Annotated in this window: 14 protein-coding genes; 11 read left to right on the top strand and 3 right to left on the bottom strand. The window is 35.0% G+C overall.

The window, feature by feature from the left end; all coding sequences use genetic code 11:
* The 7 genes from EYD45_RS12055 to can all read left to right on the top strand — a co-directional run bounded on the left by EYD45_RS12055 (nucleotide 1) and on the right by can (nucleotide 8,549).
* Complete coding sequence (locus EYD45_RS12055; protein WP_130964811.1) at nucleotides 1-762, top strand: tetratricopeptide repeat protein; 762 nt, start codon at nucleotides 1-3, stop codon at nucleotides 760-762.
* A 368-nt stretch (nucleotides 763-1,130) separates the two neighbouring features.
* A complete protein-coding gene (locus EYD45_RS12050; protein ID WP_130964810.1) occupies nucleotides 1,131-2,576 on the top strand; it encodes a proton-conducting transporter transmembrane domain-containing protein in 1,446 nt (481 codons plus the stop codon).
* Nucleotides 2,577-2,579: 3 nt separating this feature from the next.
* Nucleotides 2,580-4,943 carry a DUF2309 domain-containing protein gene (locus EYD45_RS12045; RefSeq protein WP_130964809.1) on the top strand — a complete coding sequence of 788 codons (2,364 nt, stop codon included), beginning with the start codon at nucleotides 2,580-2,582 and terminating at the stop codon, nucleotides 4,941-4,943.
* Nucleotides 4,944-4,976: 33 nt separating this feature from the next.
* Nucleotides 4,977-5,516, top strand: a complete 540-nt coding sequence (locus EYD45_RS12040; RefSeq protein WP_130964808.1) for a universal stress protein — start codon at nucleotides 4,977-4,979, stop codon at nucleotides 5,514-5,516.
* A gap of 363 nt (nucleotides 5,517-5,879) precedes the next feature.
* Nucleotides 5,880-6,134, top strand: a complete 255-nt coding sequence (locus tag EYD45_RS12035) for a hypothetical protein (protein WP_130964807.1) — start codon at nucleotides 5,880-5,882, stop codon at nucleotides 6,132-6,134.
* Nucleotides 6,135-6,216: 82 nt separating this feature from the next.
* The gene (locus tag EYD45_RS12030; protein ID WP_130964806.1) at nucleotides 6,217-7,806 is read left to right on the top strand and encodes a SulP family inorganic anion transporter; all 1,590 of its coding nucleotides are present in this window, start codon (nucleotides 6,217-6,219) and stop codon (nucleotides 7,804-7,806) included.
* A 101-nt stretch (nucleotides 7,807-7,907) separates the two neighbouring features.
* The gene (can, locus tag EYD45_RS12025; RefSeq protein WP_130964805.1) at nucleotides 7,908-8,549 is read left to right on the top strand and encodes a carbonate dehydratase; all 642 of its coding nucleotides are present in this window, start codon (nucleotides 7,908-7,910) and stop codon (nucleotides 8,547-8,549) included.
* Nucleotides 8,550-8,624: 75 nt separating this feature from the next.
* On the opposite strand, the gene EYD45_RS12020 is transcribed toward can, so the two are convergent.
* Entirely contained in the window at nucleotides 8,625-9,587 is a 963-nt protein-coding gene (locus EYD45_RS12020) for a sodium-dependent bicarbonate transport family permease (protein WP_130964804.1), read from the bottom strand.
* 92 nt (nucleotides 9,588-9,679) lie between these two features.
* Between EYD45_RS12020 and EYD45_RS12015 the strand changes: the two genes are divergently transcribed.
* Nucleotides 9,680-10,606, top strand: coding sequence for a LysR family transcriptional regulator (locus EYD45_RS12015; protein ID WP_130964803.1), 927 nt, complete (start codon nucleotides 9,680-9,682; stop codon nucleotides 10,604-10,606).
* Here EYD45_RS12015 and EYD45_RS12010 read toward each other — a convergent pair.
* A complete protein-coding gene (locus EYD45_RS12010) occupies nucleotides 10,603-11,124 on the bottom strand; it encodes a CvpA family protein (protein ID WP_130964802.1) in 522 nt (173 codons plus the stop codon). The two genes, EYD45_RS12015 and EYD45_RS12010, sit on opposite strands and share 4 nt — an antisense overlap.
* A gap of 71 nt (nucleotides 11,125-11,195) precedes the next feature.
* On the opposite strand from EYD45_RS12010, the gene EYD45_RS12005 reads away from it, so the two are divergent.
* Nucleotides 11,196-11,552, top strand: coding sequence for a hypothetical protein (locus EYD45_RS12005; RefSeq protein ID WP_130964801.1), 357 nt, complete (start codon nucleotides 11,196-11,198; stop codon nucleotides 11,550-11,552).
* Nucleotides 11,553-11,576: 24 nt separating this feature from the next.
* Here EYD45_RS12005 and dxs read toward each other — a convergent pair whose 3' ends face one another.
* Nucleotides 11,577-13,331, bottom strand: a complete 1,755-nt coding sequence (gene dxs, locus EYD45_RS12000; protein WP_130964800.1) for a 1-deoxy-D-xylulose-5-phosphate synthase — start codon at nucleotides 13,329-13,331, stop codon at nucleotides 11,577-11,579.
* Between the two features lie 136 nt (nucleotides 13,332-13,467).
* Here dxs and EYD45_RS11995 point away from each other — a divergent pair, with 136 nt between their 5' ends.
* Both EYD45_RS11995 and EYD45_RS11990 read left to right on the top strand, forming a co-directional pair.
* Entirely contained in the window at nucleotides 13,468-16,203 is a 2,736-nt protein-coding gene (locus EYD45_RS11995; protein ID WP_130964799.1) for a T9SS-dependent M36 family metallopeptidase, read from the top strand.
* 97 nt (nucleotides 16,204-16,300) lie between these two features.
* Nucleotides 16,301-16,750 carry a nucleoside deaminase gene (locus EYD45_RS11990; RefSeq protein WP_130964798.1) on the top strand — a complete coding sequence of 150 codons (450 nt, stop codon included), beginning with the start codon at nucleotides 16,301-16,303 and terminating at the stop codon, nucleotides 16,748-16,750.
* The last annotated feature ends 86 nt before the right edge of the window (nucleotides 16,751-16,836 follow it).

Raw genomic sequence — 16,836 nt, 5'->3', positions numbered from 1 at the left:
ATGAAACATATTATGTACATATTAGTTGTTCTGCTATGTTTTACTAAAGTTGAAGCTCAAAACAACGCACTTTTTGAAGAAGGGAATACTTTGTATAACGAAGGCAAATATGCTGAAGCCATTGATAAATACATGGCGATCTTAGAAACTGATAAACATTCCCCAGAGTTGTACTATAATCTTGGAAATGCCCATTACAAGCTTAATAATGTTGCGCCAAGTATTTACTATTTTGAAAAAGCATTACGCCTAAAGCCAAAAGATAAGGATATAAGAAATAACCTAGCGTATGCAAATAATATGACTATTGATGCCATTGAGGATGTGCCAGAAGTAGGTTTTTCAAAGTTGATAAAGCGTGTTACCAATACCTTTAATTTTGATACTTGGGCTAAAATTGCGGTGGCTTGTGCCATTGTATACGTTATTTTGGTTTTACTCTATTATTTTTCATATTCCTCAGTGAAAAAGCGTATTACCTTTATCGCTAGTGTTGTCTGTTTATTGTCATTATGCATAGCTTTGGCGTTAGCTTTTAACAAGTACGATTTGGATAAAAAGGATAATCCGGCTATCGTATTTGCTCAAGAATCTCAAGTAAAAACTGAGCCTAACTTGAGAAGCGAAGAGTCTTTCAGGTTGCACGAAGGTACCAAGGTGCAAATACTTGATACCGTAAATAATTGGAAAAAGATTAAGCTTGTTGATGGTAAAACAGGATGGATAGTAAGCGAGGATATTAAACGTTTAGATGACTTTTAGCCGCATAAGGGGCTGACTGACTTCTACTAAACATTCCTAATACTCTCAAATCAACTAATAAATAGGCAATCTCTAATAGTCATGCTATCTTCCTGTATTTAAAGGCGAAATAGCATATTTCAAGAAAAATAAGAGATTTCAATAGTTCACTTCCTAAAAAATTCAAATAAAAGAAATTCTAAATTTAGAAGGCTTCATCTCTGAATCCCTTTAATCACATAGGTTTAAATAAAACCATAAATTTTGTTTATGATTAATATTTAATATATAAATAAAAATCAATGAGATAGTTTTTTAACATTTGCACCAGATTTTGATATATCTGTGTCGAATCATTCAAATAAAACTAAAAAAGATTTTTATTTCTTATGAAAGCAAATCAATTAGATCAATTAAACAAAAGATCTACCCTATCAAAAGTTTTAATTCCTCTTACATGGTCCATCTTTTTACTAAACGCTGCATTAGTAGCGTACTATTTTTCAAATTTCCCAACATGGAACTTTGACGGATGGATTCAAATTAATGGTTTCAGTGTAGTAATTTGGACAGTAGTGTCATTCTTTAGCGGCATAGTTCAGATGTATTCCGCTAATTACATGAAAGGTTTCAAACTACAAAATCAATTCTTATTGCTTTGTTTGGCATTTTCATTATCGGTAATGCAGTTTGTGATTTCCAACCATGTAGTACTTATGGTATTATTTTGGTTTTTAATGGGATTAATCATGTCCAAACTCATTGGAATTGATTCTGAATGGAAAGAGGCGCAACACGCATCAAAATTTGCAAGAACTAACTATTTTGGTGGAGCGCTGTGTTTTGCACTAGGTATAGTTTTGTTGACGTATACCACAGGTGCATTTACTAGAACAGAAATTTTAGCAAGTTTAGAAAACGGTGTACAATGGCAAATTACACTCGCTTCATTGTTCATTTTTGTCGCGGCTATTATTCAGTCTGCTATATTTCCTTTCCACAGATGGTTATTATCAGCAATGACATCTCCAACTCCTGCATCAGCATTAATGCATGCGGGATTCGTAAACGGTGCAGGGATATTACTCACTCTTTTTGCTCCGGTACTTTTCAAGGCAAATATCTTGTTACTAATATTCATCATTGGTGGTCTTACAGCAATTGTAGCGCAGTTTAGTAAACTACTACAGGTTAATGTAAAACAAAAACTTGCATGTTCCACCATTGCACAAATGAGTTTTATGGTAATGCAATGTGGACTTGGGTTTTTTACTGCAGCAATTACGCACCTTATCCTTCACGGATTTTATAAAGCCTATTTATTTCTAACCGCAGGAGAGGAGGTTAAAAACTCATTGCCTAAACCTCCAGAAACTATAATTATAAAGCCTGTACAAATCGTCGTTATTACACTATCTGCAATTTTAGGAGGTGTGTTTTTCGGGTTTCTAACAGGAAAAGGTATCACTTTGGATAGCGGTTTGTTTTTAACCTTTATCGTAGCCATAACCGTTGGGCAAGTGGTGTATAACATCCTAAACCATGCGAATATTGCAGGTATAAAGAAACTAATAATAACACCAATTTTAATCATTGCAGGCGTAGGAGTGTATGCTTTAGTCTTTAATGGTATAACACAGTTGATGTATGATGTTCCAATGGCAAATGTGCCTACTGCTTTAACGCCAGTACATATCATTTTTGGAATTGTATTCTTAGTGGCATTTCATATCATGCTGTCTGGCATGTATCGAAAAATACCTTGGCTTTATGTTAAGCTAATGAATGTATCACAACCGTTAAATAAATCTGTAGTTTCCTTTAAAACAAAATAAGTTATGACCAAGAGAGAACAAATACTTTTAAGTGTAGAAGCCGCATCACAACTTATAGGTACCACATGGCCATTATACTCTTTTGTAGCATCTAATCCATTGTCAGGGTATGAAAAATTACCTTTTAATGAAGCGGTTACAGAGGCAGCACACTACTTAAAATCAAAATCATACCCGAGTGCTTCTTTGTACAGAACAGCCTTGGAAAATCACGATATAGACAGAGCAGTTTTAGAGGAAATGCTAAAAGAAGCCAATTGTCTTGAGAATCCTGAAGCGTATTTGATTCAAATGGAACAGGATAACAATACGCCTTTACCTTCAACGTCAAAGCTGGATGTAATAATGACCAAATGGTTAGCGGCATTTATGGATGAAGGTATGGCAGAATGGCAAATGCCAAATAAGGAAAAAGGCTTCTTCAAGGCATGGAAAAATTTAGCTAGTTATGATAAGGACATTGGAAAACCAAGCTTAAAACATGTGCCAGATGAAAGTGTTGATGCGTTAGAGCAAGTATTGAGTGCCCATAATATTTCAAATTACAACGAGGTATTTACATCTCATATTTCAGCATTACCGGGATGGACCGGATATATTAAGCATAGAGCAGATACTAATACAGTGTGGCAGCAACATTTCCCAATAACTATTGAAGATTATTTAGCTGTAAGATTAACCATTGCAAATCATTTGGGCTTTTCGTTTGAGATGGCACCAAAAACGAATCAAAAGTCAGAAATTAAAGCTCTAAAACATGTATGGTTAAAAGCATGGGAAAAAAGCTTTCAAAACAAGCTGGTTTCAAATTTAGTTGAGAATAGTACAAACTTAAACACGCAAACAGAAGTACCTGATGCTCAAATGGTATTTTGTATCGATACACGTTCAGAATTGATACGTCGGCATGTAGAAGCCTCAGGGAATTATGAAACTTTTGGTTATGCTGGTTTCTTCGGTATTGCAGCCGATTATCAGCATTATAAAGAGGATATCAGTGTAAAATCCTGTCCTCCCATTGTAGGATCACCTTATAAGATTTCTGAGGCACCTGTTGCAAATACGTCATCTGAAAATGAAGCTTTTAAGCGCAATAAAAAGATTGAAAAATCTAAGTTACGTATCTTAAAAAGACTTAAAAATATGTTGCCATCGTCCTTTGGCTTTGTAGAGGGCTCTGGGGCATTCTATGGGCTGTCTTTAGTAGCGCAGTCTTTTATTCCAAAATCTTTTTTAAAAGTGAAGCATAGTAATAAACAAGACTATGAATCCTTTTGTGAACCTCAAATTACATACAATGGCCATGAGCATAAAACTATTGCTATTGATGAAAAAGTTGCTATTGTAAAATCTGGTTTCGATTTAATGGGATGGGAGCAATTTGCACCTTTAGTGCTGTTTGTTGGTCATGGGAGTCAAACGGCAAATAATCCTTTTGCATCCAGTTTAGATTGTGGTGCTTGTGCTGCTAATCCTGGAAGGCACAACGCAAGATTATTAGCAGCGTTAGCCAATGAAAAGGAAGTAAGACAAGTACTGGCTACGTCGTATAATATTCAAATTCCTGAGGAGACTGTTTTTATCGGTGCTGAACATAACACCACTACCGATGAAATTGTGTTGTTTGATAGTCAAGTACCTGAGACACATAATACCAAATTAAAGCAGTTAAAAGAAAACCTTGGTAAGGCTCAAGAAACCGCAACCGCCGAACGTTTAGGTGTTTCTTATAATAGTGTAAAACTAGCTGAAACTAAAGCTATAAACTGGGGAGAAACACGCCCAGAATGGGGATTAGCCAAAAATGCTGCCTTTATTGTTGGCTCAAGAAAATTAACAGCGTCCAGTAATTTAGATGGTAGATGTTTTATGCACTCCTATAACTGGAAACTAGACCCAGAAGGAAAGGCATTAGCCGGTATTATGGGCGGACCAATGGTTGTAACACAATGGATTAACAATCATTATTATTTCAGTACTGTTGACAATGATAAGTTCGGTGGGGGTTCTAAAGTAACGCATAATATTACAGGACATTTTGGAGTGGTTCAAGGTAACGGAGGTGATTTAAAAATGGGATTACCGTTACAATCTTTAAAATCTTCAGATACTGAAATGTACCATCAACCATTAAGATTAACTACCATTATCCATGCACCTTTAGAACGAGTTGAATCTATTATTAGAGATAACAAACACTTACAGATGTTATTGGATAATGAATGGATGTATTTAAAAGTGATGGATAGCAGTGATTCGAATCAAATTAAAACATATTCAAAAAATTATAATTGGATTGAAGAAAAGAGCGTGTCTTTAACTAAAAAAATAGAAATACAACAAACCCTTGAAATGGCTAGAAATTAATGCTTTAAATATTAAAACCTAAAAACAAACATTATGAAAAATAACCATTATAAAATATTAGTGCTTTCAAATTTAAGAGAAAAGTCTGCTCAAGCTTTAAGATATGCTGCTAAATTATCGAATGAAATTGGGGCAAACGTTGAGGTTTTTTACGCGAAATCAGCCACAGAGGTTGCACAAACAGAAGATCCTTTGTCAGCCATTAGTACAATTGCGGAAGTTTCTAAAACGACAGAACAAAAACTAAAAGATTTGGTTAACCCTATATCCAAAGAGAATAATATCGAAATCAAGACAACCTTTGCGTATGGGAATGTTAAAAATGAAATTAAAAATTATATTAAAACGTCCCAACCGGATATGATTATTCTTGGAGAAAGAGAGCGAAAAAAACCGAAGTTTCTTGGAAATAATGTAACAGGTTTAGTTCATAAAAACTATGAAGGTGTTGTTTTTGTAGCCTCAGATAAAACTATCTTTAATTCTAAAGGTGAAGTGTCTTTAGATAGTTTAGGACTGAAAGATAACATAGCTAATTATAATTTGAAATCTAAAAAAGAACTGACGGCTTAAAGAAAATTCACGTTGTATTAAAGCCTTAATAACACGATAAATCTTGTTATTGAGGTTTTTTTGTGCCAATAAATCTAGAGTCGTTTTTTAAATAGAAAAATAAAATTAAAGGAGAGTAAATTTTAAAAAGTAAATAGATTTTTAGGCTAAATAAAGGTTCGAAAGCATAAGTGCACGACATTATAATATTACTGGAATATAGTAAAACCTTCCAATGAAAAACGGACTGTATTTCTTCCAAAGGATATAAAAATATTTAAAGAGTTTTAAAAAGCTTAATAAATATGTATTATATTTAGTTTTTTAATAGTATAACTCGCAATGTTAAGAAGCACTATCGCCGTTTTATTAGTTTCTATATTCATGTTAATTGTAGTAACGCCTACGGTAATGATTTTTATTGATGATAACATAGATGTTTCTATGTTTTATACAGCTTCAGAAGAAGAGAAGGAGAAAAGTCAAGAAAAGAATAGCGAAAAAGATTTTATAGTTTTAGAAATAAAGAACCCCTTATCTGCCTACAGTATTGGTTTTGAGGGAAACGATTTAGAGTACCGCTTGAAAACGTATAAAAAACCGCATATCAAGCTTTCTTTTCCTCCTCCAAAAGTATAGCGACTTCCCTATAAACCCATATCAAATTTCTTACTAACTAAACTGTTAGCCTTTCAGGCTTTGGTTTACAATTATTTATTTTATGTTTAAAAATTTAAAAAGCGATCTCCCTGCTAGTATCGTAGTATTTTTTGTTGCATTACCCTTATGTTTAGGTATCGCTTTAGCAAGTGGAGCTCCGCTATTTTCAGGACTTATCGCAGGTATTGTTGGTGGGATAGTTGTGGGGAGTTTAAGCGGATCTTCAATTGGTGTAAGTGGTCCAGCAGCAGGACTTGCCGCTATTGTGCTTGCAGCTATTACGTCTTTAGGTTATGAAAACTTTTTAGTTGCTGTCGTCATTGGTGGTGCCATTCAATTGTTGTTTGGCGTGCTACGTTTGGGTATTATTGGGTATTTCTTCCCTTCTTCGGTAATCAAAGGTATGCTTACGGGTATTGGTATTATTATAATATTAAAAGAGATTCCGTATTTCTTTGGAATGGATAAAGATCCTCAAGGCGATTTTGCATTTCTTCAAGTTGATGGCAAGAATACCATTACAGAACTACTAAATGCATTAAATGCATTAATAAGTGGTAATGTAAATGTTGGGGCTACAGTAATAGCTTTAGTCTCTTTGGGAATACTCATTTTATGGGCTAATGTGCTTTCAAAGAAAGGAAGGTTTTTTCAGTTAGTTCAAGGCCCTTTGGTGGCGGTTATTGTAGGTATTTTGTTTTATGTTTTCACAAAAGGGAGCACTCTTAATTTGTCAGCAGATCATTTGGTGGCAGTTCCAGTTCCAGATGGTTTTAATGATTTTTTAGGGCAGTTTAGCTTTCCTAATTTTGCAGTTCTAGGCAAGGTTGAAATATGGGTTACTGGTTTTACCATTGCACTGGTGGCTTCACTTGAAACATTGCTTTGTGTTGAAGCAACTGATAAGTTAGATCCTCACAAAAACGTAACACCGACTAATAGAGAGTTGTTGGCTCAAGGTACAGGTAATGTTATTTCTGGTTTAATTGGAGGCTTGCCTATTACTCAAGTAATTGTAAGAAGTTCAGCTAATATTCAATCTGGAGGTCAAACTAAATTATCGGCTATCATTCACGGTTTCTTTTTGTTGACTTCAGTTATTCTTATTCCGCGATTATTAAATATGATACCATTATCAGTTTTAGCCGCAGTATTGTTTATTGTGGGGTATAAACTGGCGAAACCTTCAACATTTAAACAGATGTTTAGCTTGGGCTGGAAACAATGGTTGCCCTTTATGGTTACTATACTAGGAATTGTTTTTAGCGATTTGTTAAAAGGCATAGGCCTTGGTTTGGCAGTAGGCATCATTATTATTTTAATCAAGAGCTACCAAAATTCACACTTTTTACATAAGGAAGGTGAGGATATAGACGATGGTAAAATAAAAATGACGCTTGCAGAGGAGGTAACATTTTTTAATAAAGGCGCCATTTTGAAGGAATTGGATAGAGTTCCCCACGATTCACTTTTAGAACTTGACGTTAGAAAAACTAGGTATTTAGATAACGATATTATTGAGATTTTAGAAGACTTTTCATTTAAAGCTAAGGAAAGAAATATTACAATTCATTTAATACATGAATCAGGTGCTATAGAAAACCCTGAAAGCTTTATAGACTTCTTTAAACTTAGACCAAAAATTAGTTAGTAACTACAATATGAAAAATGTATTTACATTTTAATATTCAAACAATAATTTTTTTGATAACTTTAGCGTAACAGTAATAGAAAGAATTAAAAAATATAAACATGAAAAACACATATTATCACCAGCTACTTGAAAATAATAAAGAGTGGGTAGAGGAAATGACAGCGAAGGATAAAAACTACTTTGAAGAATTATCCAAAGGACAGAAACCGCCAGTTTTATGGATTGGTTGTGCGGATAGTAGAGTGCCAGCAAATGAGATTACAGGGACACATCCTGGAGAATTATTTGTACACAGAAACATTGCAAATATGGTAGTACATACCGATATGAATATGCTAAGTGTTTTGGATTATGCAGTGAATCATTTAGGAGTAACGCACATTATAGTTTGCGGGCATTACGGCTGCGGTGGTGTTGCTGCTGCAATGCAAAACAAATCCTTGGGATTAATTAATAAATGGATAAGAAACATTAAAGAGGTTTACAAGGATAATATCACGGAATTAAGAAAAATTTCCGATGACAAAAAAAGATTTGACAGACTTGTAGAGCTCAATGTGAAAGCACAGGTTTACGATTTGGCTAAGACCTCTATAGTACAAAATGCATGGAAGAATAATACCGGATTGGAAATACATGGATGGGTATACGGTTTAAAAGACGGTGTTATTAAGGACTTAAAAGTATCTATGGACAGTGCAGAACATCTTGATGCTATCTTTACCTTCGATTTGGATTAAGTTATTTTCATTCATATAATTTAAAAACCACCATTTCTTGGTGGTTTTTGTTTTTATACAGGACACTCTCTAATATTACATCATTTCGATAAAAGCATAGTAAATAGGCATACCCAAAGTTATATTAAATGGGAACGTTATACCCAAAGCCATAGGTATATAAATACCTGCATCTGCTCTAGGTTCAGCTAGTTTCATTGTGGCTGGTACGGCAATGTAGGATGCTCCAGCTCCAAGTATAGCAAATAATAAACGGTTTCCAGGATTATCAGTAATAAAACCACTTAGGTAGGCCACAATCAGTCCGTTGATAAGCGGAACGAGAATTCCAAAAGCAAATAAAAAGAAACCATACTTTTTAAAACCTTTAATGCGTTGTGCAGTTACCATACCCATTTCTAAAAGGAACAGTGATAAAAACCCTTTAAATATATCTGTTGTAAATGGCTCAATACCTCTGGCTTGATTTGCATCTGCAATAAGTCCGATAGCTAAACTTCCCACAAGCATTAAAACACTGCCTCCAGTAAAAGAATGTTTTATCAAAGCCCCAATGGATTTATCGGTTTGCTTACCGGCATCATATAGCATAATTAAAATTACTCCAACAATAATTGCCGGAGATTCCATAATCGCCATAATGGCCACCATATGCCCTCCAAAAGAAATACCTTGATTTTCTAAAAATGATACTGCGGTTACAAAAGTTACCGCACTTACTGAGCCGTAAGCTGCGGCAATAGCACCCGCATTAGGGACACCAACTTTTTTTCTTAAAGCGAAAAAGGTGTAAATAGGTACAAGGCTGGAAAGTAACACTGCGAAAATTATAGAATATAAAATTTCAGAATTAAATTCACTGTGTGACAGCTCCTGCCCGCCTTTAAAACCAATAGCAAAAAGAAGATAAAGTGAAATGAATTTTGATGAATTCTCAGGAATTTTTAAGTCGCTCTTTAACCAAGTAGCAAGTATTCCTAAAATAAAGAATAGCAATACGGGATTGGTCAAATTGCTAATAAGTACATCTATATTCATGTTTTAGGTTGTTTCAAGTTCGGAGGCAAAAGTATTTCATCTAATTCATATATTTTTATTTAAATTTGTTATCAGAACCATAAATTATTTTAATGAATTTTACATTGCATCAACTAAAGGTATTTAGTGTTATTGTACAAAACAAAAGCATCACTAAAGCAGCAGAAGAATTGAATATGACACAGCCTGCGGCGTCCATTCAACTTAAGAATTTTCAAGACCAGTTTGATATTCCGTTAACGGAAGTAATTGGTAGGCAACTGTACATTACAGACTTTGGTAGAGAAATTCACGCTATAGCCGAATCTATTTTAAATCAAGTTGAGACTATTGATTATAAAACTCATGCTTTTAAGGGACTATTATCTGGAAAGTTGAGGATATCTGTGGTATCAACAGGCAACTACGTGATGCCTTATTTCTTAAATGGATTTTTAAAGCAGCATCCTGAGATTGATTTGATGATGGACGTATCCAATAAAACCAATGTTATTAAAGACTTAGAGCAAAACGAGGTAGATTTTTCATTAGTAACTGTTAGTCCAGAACATTTGGATTTATACGAGGAACCTATCATGATAAATAAACTTCATTTGGTTGCGGCAGGGAGTAATAGTTTGGATAGTGAAATTTTAAAGAACAAGTCTATCTTTAAAAAAATACCATTAATTTATCGAGAAGAAGGTTCTGGTACTCGGTTTACCATGCAACAGTTTTTTGCTAAAGAACATATAGAACCTAAGGTAAAGTTAGAGCTTACTACAAATGAAGCCATCATTCAGGCAGTTGTAGCAGACATTGGGATGTCTATCGTTTCCTTATTGAGTATTAAAAATGAGTTGTCTCAAAATGAGTTAAAAATTATACCTGTAAAGGGACTTCCGTTAGAATCGCAATGGAAACTTATTTGGCTAAAAAAGAAAAGTTTGTCGCCTGTTGCTCTTGCGTTTTTAGACTATGTAAGACAAGAGAAAGAGAAGGTGTACAAAGATTATTTTAAATGGATGGAGCGGTACTAAACTGATTCAATTTGGAGCTTATCCTCATTATCATCATTCTTCTTAATTATATTTGGGAAAATTGTAGGTGCCAGGGATTTTACAGGGCCATACAAAACCGAATCTTCTAAATCCTCTGGAGCCGCAAACGGAATGGTTTTATTTAAACCATCAAAAACAATAAGTACTACGCTTAAAATTAATCCTATTTTTAAACCTCCAAAAATTGCACCTAACACCTTGTTTATAGCACCCAAAGCTGCAAAATTTGCTAACTTGGTTAAGGCTTTTCCAGCAAGCGCAATAGCTAAAACAATAATAACAAAGGTTATTGCAAAGGCAACAATATTGATGTATTTCTCGTCCCACGACACTTTTTCCATTAAAAACTCTGCTGCAAAATTACTGAAATGAATTGCTCCGTAAACCCCAGCAACTAGAGCGGCTAGAGACGCTACTTCAACAAAAAGTCCTTTCATCAGGCCACGAATAATACCAAATAAAAGAAGCGCACCTAGAATAATATCAATAATTGCCATACGATAAATTTAAACAAATATAGAATAATACTAATATTTAGGTTTAGTAACTTTACAACTTTAAAAAAATTATGTCTAGAGACGAAAAATTAAAAGAACGTTGGGAAATAGTGGTTAAAAAACTATCCGCTCAATTTGCTGATGGAGATATTCTAGATCTAGATGCCATAATTTACCTTATCGGAGTACAAGAACTTGGACAACTAAGCCGAAGTTTCAAAAAAGATCAAAAACTAGACTTAATGCACATCGCTATTTGTAAACTGTTAAGTCCTTATGGGTATTATGAGCTCGATTTTGTAGATGATGATGGCTGGCCCCATTACAAAGCGCTCGAAGCTCTTCCTTTTCTAAAAGCTGGAGAACAATCGGTTTTAATGAAAGAAGCGATTGTAAACTACTTTTTGGAAACTGAGTATATTGACTAAACTCATATTTTGAGGTTTAAACTATCAAATTAGCGTTTTAATTGTTGCGCTTATACTTTTTGAATCTAACCCAACCAAAACTTGAAGTTCCTCAATACTGCCGTGTTCTACAAATTTATCAGGAATACCAATAAGCTTCACTATATTTTTATAATTATTTGCTGCGGCAAACTCTAAAATAGCTGAACCAAAACCGCCTGTAACGGCATTATCTTCAACCGATACTATAGTATCATAAGTTTTAAAAATGTGATGAAGTAAAGTTTCATCCAAAGGTTTTACAAAACGCATATCATAATGAGACACCTCTAAATTTTCAATCGCTTTGGATATATTTTTGGCAATAGTACCAATGCTTAAAACAGCAAGTTGCTTACCTTGTTTTAATTGTTCGCCTTTACCAATATCAAGTAGTTTAAATGGTTGTTTCCAATCTAAAGTTACACCTCTTCCTCTTGGATAACGAATGGCTATGGAATGTTCTAAACCTAATTGAGCAGTATACATGATGTTGCGCAGCTCTACTTCGTTTCTTGGTACGAAAATGATAAGATTAGGAATGCTACGTAAATAACTCAAATCAAAAACACCGTGATGTGTTGCGCCATCTTCTCCAACCAAACCGGCACGATCTAAGCAAAAAATAACGGGCAAGTCTTGTAAAGCCACGTCATGAATAATCTGATCATAAGCCCGTTGTAAAAATGTAGAATAGATGTTACAAAACGGCACTAAACCTTGGGTAGCCATACCTGCTGCTAAGGTTACGGCGTGTTGTTCAGCTATACCTACATCAAAAGCTCTATCTGGAATTTCATCCATCATGTATTTAAGGGAACTTCCCGTAGGCATTGCGGGTGTTATCCCCACGATATTTTTGTTTTGTTTCGCAAGTTCTACAATGGTATACCCAAAGACATCTTGATATTTTGGTGGTTGTTTTGTGTTTGGGTTAACTGCCAAATCGCCTGTTTTAGCATCAAATTTTCCAGGAGCATGGTATTTTACTTGGTCAGTTTCTGCCTGCTTTAAACCTTTACCTTTGGTTGTAATTACATGCAATAATTTCGGCCCCTTAACGGTTTTTAATCGTTTCAATTCTGAGATAACAGTATCTAAATCATGCCCGTCAATAGGGCCTGAATAATCAAAATTCAACGCTTCAATAATATTGTTGCGTTTTTGTGTGCCTTTTTTAATGTTGGTTAAATATTGTTTTAATGCACCTACACTTGGATCGATACCAATGGCATTATCATTTAAAATTACCAATAAGTTGGCATCGGTAACCCCAGCATGATTTAAGCCTTCAAAAGCCATTCCACTCGCAATAGATGCATCACCAATTACAGCAATATGATGTTTGTTTTCGCCCTTTAATTTTGATGCAATGGCCATACCCAAAGCTGCTGAAATTGAGGTTGACGAATGTCCTGTTCCAAAGGCGTCATATTCACTTTCACTTCGTTTTGGAAAGCCACTAATGCCGCTTAATTGCCTGTTGGTATGAAAAATGTCTTTTCTTCCTGTTAAAATTTTATGTCCGTAGGCTTGATGCCCAACATCCCAAAGCAATAAATCCTCTGGTGTATTGAATACATAATGTAATGCAATTGTGAGTTCTACTACTCCCAAACTTGCTCCTAGATGACCTTCTTTAGTCGCAACTATGTTGATAATGAAATTACGTAGTTCTTTAGCTAAAACTGTAAGGTCTTCTTGTTGTAATAGACGAAGTTCTTCAGGAGTATTAATAGTATCTAGCAAACGTTTCTTCACGAGGCAAAAGTACAAGAATTTATGGTTTTCATAAGATTAAAGTAAGTTGTGTCGGGGAATTACACTTTGATCGATTATGGAAAACCATGGTTGTAAATTAGAATACTAACTCGTATATTCACGAAAAAATTATAATATGGATCTTAGACTACCCTTGTTATTTGTTACCTTTTTTGTTTTCGGTTTAGTGAATTTCAGTTTCGGACAAGAAAAATTATCAGAATCTGCTTTAGGTCAACAAATATTAGACTACATTAAAAACAATGATAAGTTGAATCATTTATCTGGCGCCGATATCTCAGACATTTACTTAGATAGAACGTCATATTCAAAGCAATCAGGTGTAACCCATGTATATTTATATCAATCCTATAAGGGCGTAAAAATATACAATGCAATTTCAAACTTGGCAATAAAAAATAATGAGATATTCTATTTTAAGAATAACTTCATTTCTAATATTGAAGATAAAGTAAATGTGTTGTCTCCTTCGTTGAAGGCTGTTGAAGCAATGCAAAAAACTGCAACCCATTTTAAAATGAAGATGGAAGGCACACCGGAGGAGGTGTCTTCAAGTGCGTTTAAAAAGGTGTTTGCTGCTGGTGATTTATCTCAAGAGCATGTACCAGTAGAATTGATGTACTTAAAGGATAAAGAAGGCAATTTAAAACTGGCTTGGGATTTAAATATTTACACCCTTGATAGTAAACATTGGTGGAGTGTACGAGTAGACGCATTATCTGGAGTTATTTTAGATAAAGATGATTGGGTTATTAATTGCAGTTTTGAGGGTGAACATACGCACACAAATGAAAATATAACTTCAGTTGCAAGAGAGGCAGAAACATTTAACGTATTCAAAAAAAGTTCGTTTTTAGTTGATAATTCTCAATACAATGTGCTGCCTTTACCGATTGAGAGTCCAAACCATGGTTCTTTTCAGGTTGTAACAGAACCTGCAGACCCTGTTGCATCCCCATTTGGATGGCACGACACTGATGGCGTTGTGGGTGCTGAACATACTGATACTAGAGGTAATAATGTATGGGCACAGGATGATTTGGACGGGAGTAATTTTACGAATGGGACTTCTCCAGATGGAACAGCAAGTTTAAATTTTAATTTCCCAACACCCAATTTAAATCAGGAGGCCGACAATTATTTGGATGCTGCAACTATAAATCTATTTTATCACAATAATGTAGTACACGATATTTTTTATCATTATGGTTTTGATGAACTTAATGGAAATTTTCAGGAAAATAATTATGGTAAAGGAGGAGACGAAGGCGATAGTGTCGTTGCTCAAGCACAAGATGGTTCTGGAACTAATAATGCAAATTTTGCAACACCACCAGATGGAAGTGCTGCAAGAATGCAAATGTTTTTATGGTCTAGAGCTGTAATAGCCGAAGATAACTTAACAATTTCGGGAGGGACTATAGCGGGGAACTATAACTCAGTTAAGCCATCTAGAGGAAACGGCGCTGATGGCCCAGGAAATATTACAGGACCTTCTTCTACACCAGTTACTGGTGCATTGGTAATTGCGGATGATGGTGGCGTAGTTCCTGAAGAAGGGTGTAGTCCTTTAATAAATTCGGCAAACATGGCAGGTAAGATTGCTGTAATTCGCAGAGGCAGTTGCAATTTTACTGCTAAAATTCAAAATGCGCAAGATGCAGGCGCCATCGCAGTTATTGTGGCAAATCACAACAATCCAGATAGTGACCCAAATTATGTGCCTTATGTTAATATGTATGGTGTAACCGATCCCGAGTTTACAATACCTTCCATATTTATTAATTTTGACGATGGCGAAACCATTATCAATGCTATTAGAAGAAGGGAAAGAATAACAGCCACTATTGTGGATAATGGCCCATTTTTTAAGGACTCTAGTTTTGACAATGGTATTATTATTCATGAATACGGACACGGTATCACTACTAGGTTAACAGGAGGTGCGAATAATTCTAGCTGTCTAAACAATAATTTCCAAATGGGAGAAGGATGGTCCGATTGGTTTGCTTTAATGCTAACAATGAAACCTTCGGATGTTGGAACTGACGGAAGAGGTATAGGAACTTTTGCAAACGGCGAGGAAATTGATGGGAGAGGTATTAGAACACGAAGATATAGTACAGATGTTGCTATAAACGAATATACTTTTAATGAAACCAATGACGATAGGGTTATAGGGCAAGATGCTGACACAGGAGAAGATATTAAACTTAATGAGTCAGTACATTATAATGGAACTATTTGGGCTACCATACTTTGGGATTTAACTTGGGCATATATTGATAAATATGGTTTCGATCCAGATTTATATAATGGAACGGGCGGAAATAACAAAGTTATGGCGCTAATTATAGAAAGCTTGAAGTTACAAGGCTGTAATCCCGATTTTATCGATGGAAGAGATGGGATATTAGCTGCTGATACAGCATTATCTGGAGGTGTAGACCAATGTTTAATTTGGGAGGTGTTTGCCGCTAGAGGTTTAGGTGTTGCTGCTTCAAGAGGAGAATTGAATGTATTTAATGATCAGGTGGAGGATTTTACCACACCAGATCCATCCGATATAAGTTTGGCCAATTGTACAACGCTAAGTAACGATAACTTTAGTGCAGCAGATTATAACGTATTCCCTAATCCAGCCTCAAATATATTAACAATTTCATCTGGCAGAAACTTAGGCGGGGTTACATTGGAGCTGGTTGATATTAATGGTAGAATCGTTTTATCGCAATCGGCTACCTTAGTGCGTAATGTTGAAATTGATATTAGCGGTTTACAATCGGGACTCTATGTGCTAAAAATTATTGGAGAATACAACAGTACAAATCATAAAATTATAAAAGAATAAAAGTAAGATTATTTCTTCTGTCGTAATGGTTGCTTAGTCGTCTTAGAACTTTTTTAAGCTTCTTGCCGACGTAAATTGAATTTGTATTTTTGCGTTTATGATAGAACCTTTTGATGATGCTTATTTTATGAGGAAAGCCCTTCAAGAAGCAGAAATAGCTTTTGAAAAAGGAGAGATTCCCGTGGGCGCTGTCGTTGTAATAGATAATAAAATTATAGCTAGAGGCCACAACCTTACCGAAACTTTAACCGATGTTACTGCTCATGCTGAAATGCAGGCCATTACTGCAGCTGCTAATTTTTTAGGTGGAAAATATTTGAAAGGCTGCACGCTTTACGTTACGTTAGAACCTTGCCAGATGTGTGCTGGTGCATTGTATTGGAGCCAGATTTCTAGAATAGTTTATGGCGCGCGGGATGTGGAGCGAGGTTGTATTAATTTGAAAACGAAATTACACCCTAAAACGAAACTAGAGGGTGGTGTTATGGCAGATGATGCTAGTGATTTGATGAAGCGATTTTTTATTATGAAGCGTAATTTGAATTAACCTTTGCAAAAAAGTAAATAGCTAGGTTTTTATAATTATGACAGCAGATAGGTGCGTTAGGGATTGAACGGCATGTTTGAAATCCC

This window comes from Hyunsoonleella flava, from assembly GCF_004310325.1.
GTDB classification, from domain to species: Bacteria; Bacteroidota; Bacteroidia; order Flavobacteriales; family Flavobacteriaceae; genus Jejuia; species Jejuia flava.
This window is presented reverse-complemented; position numbering and strand designations above follow the sequence as displayed.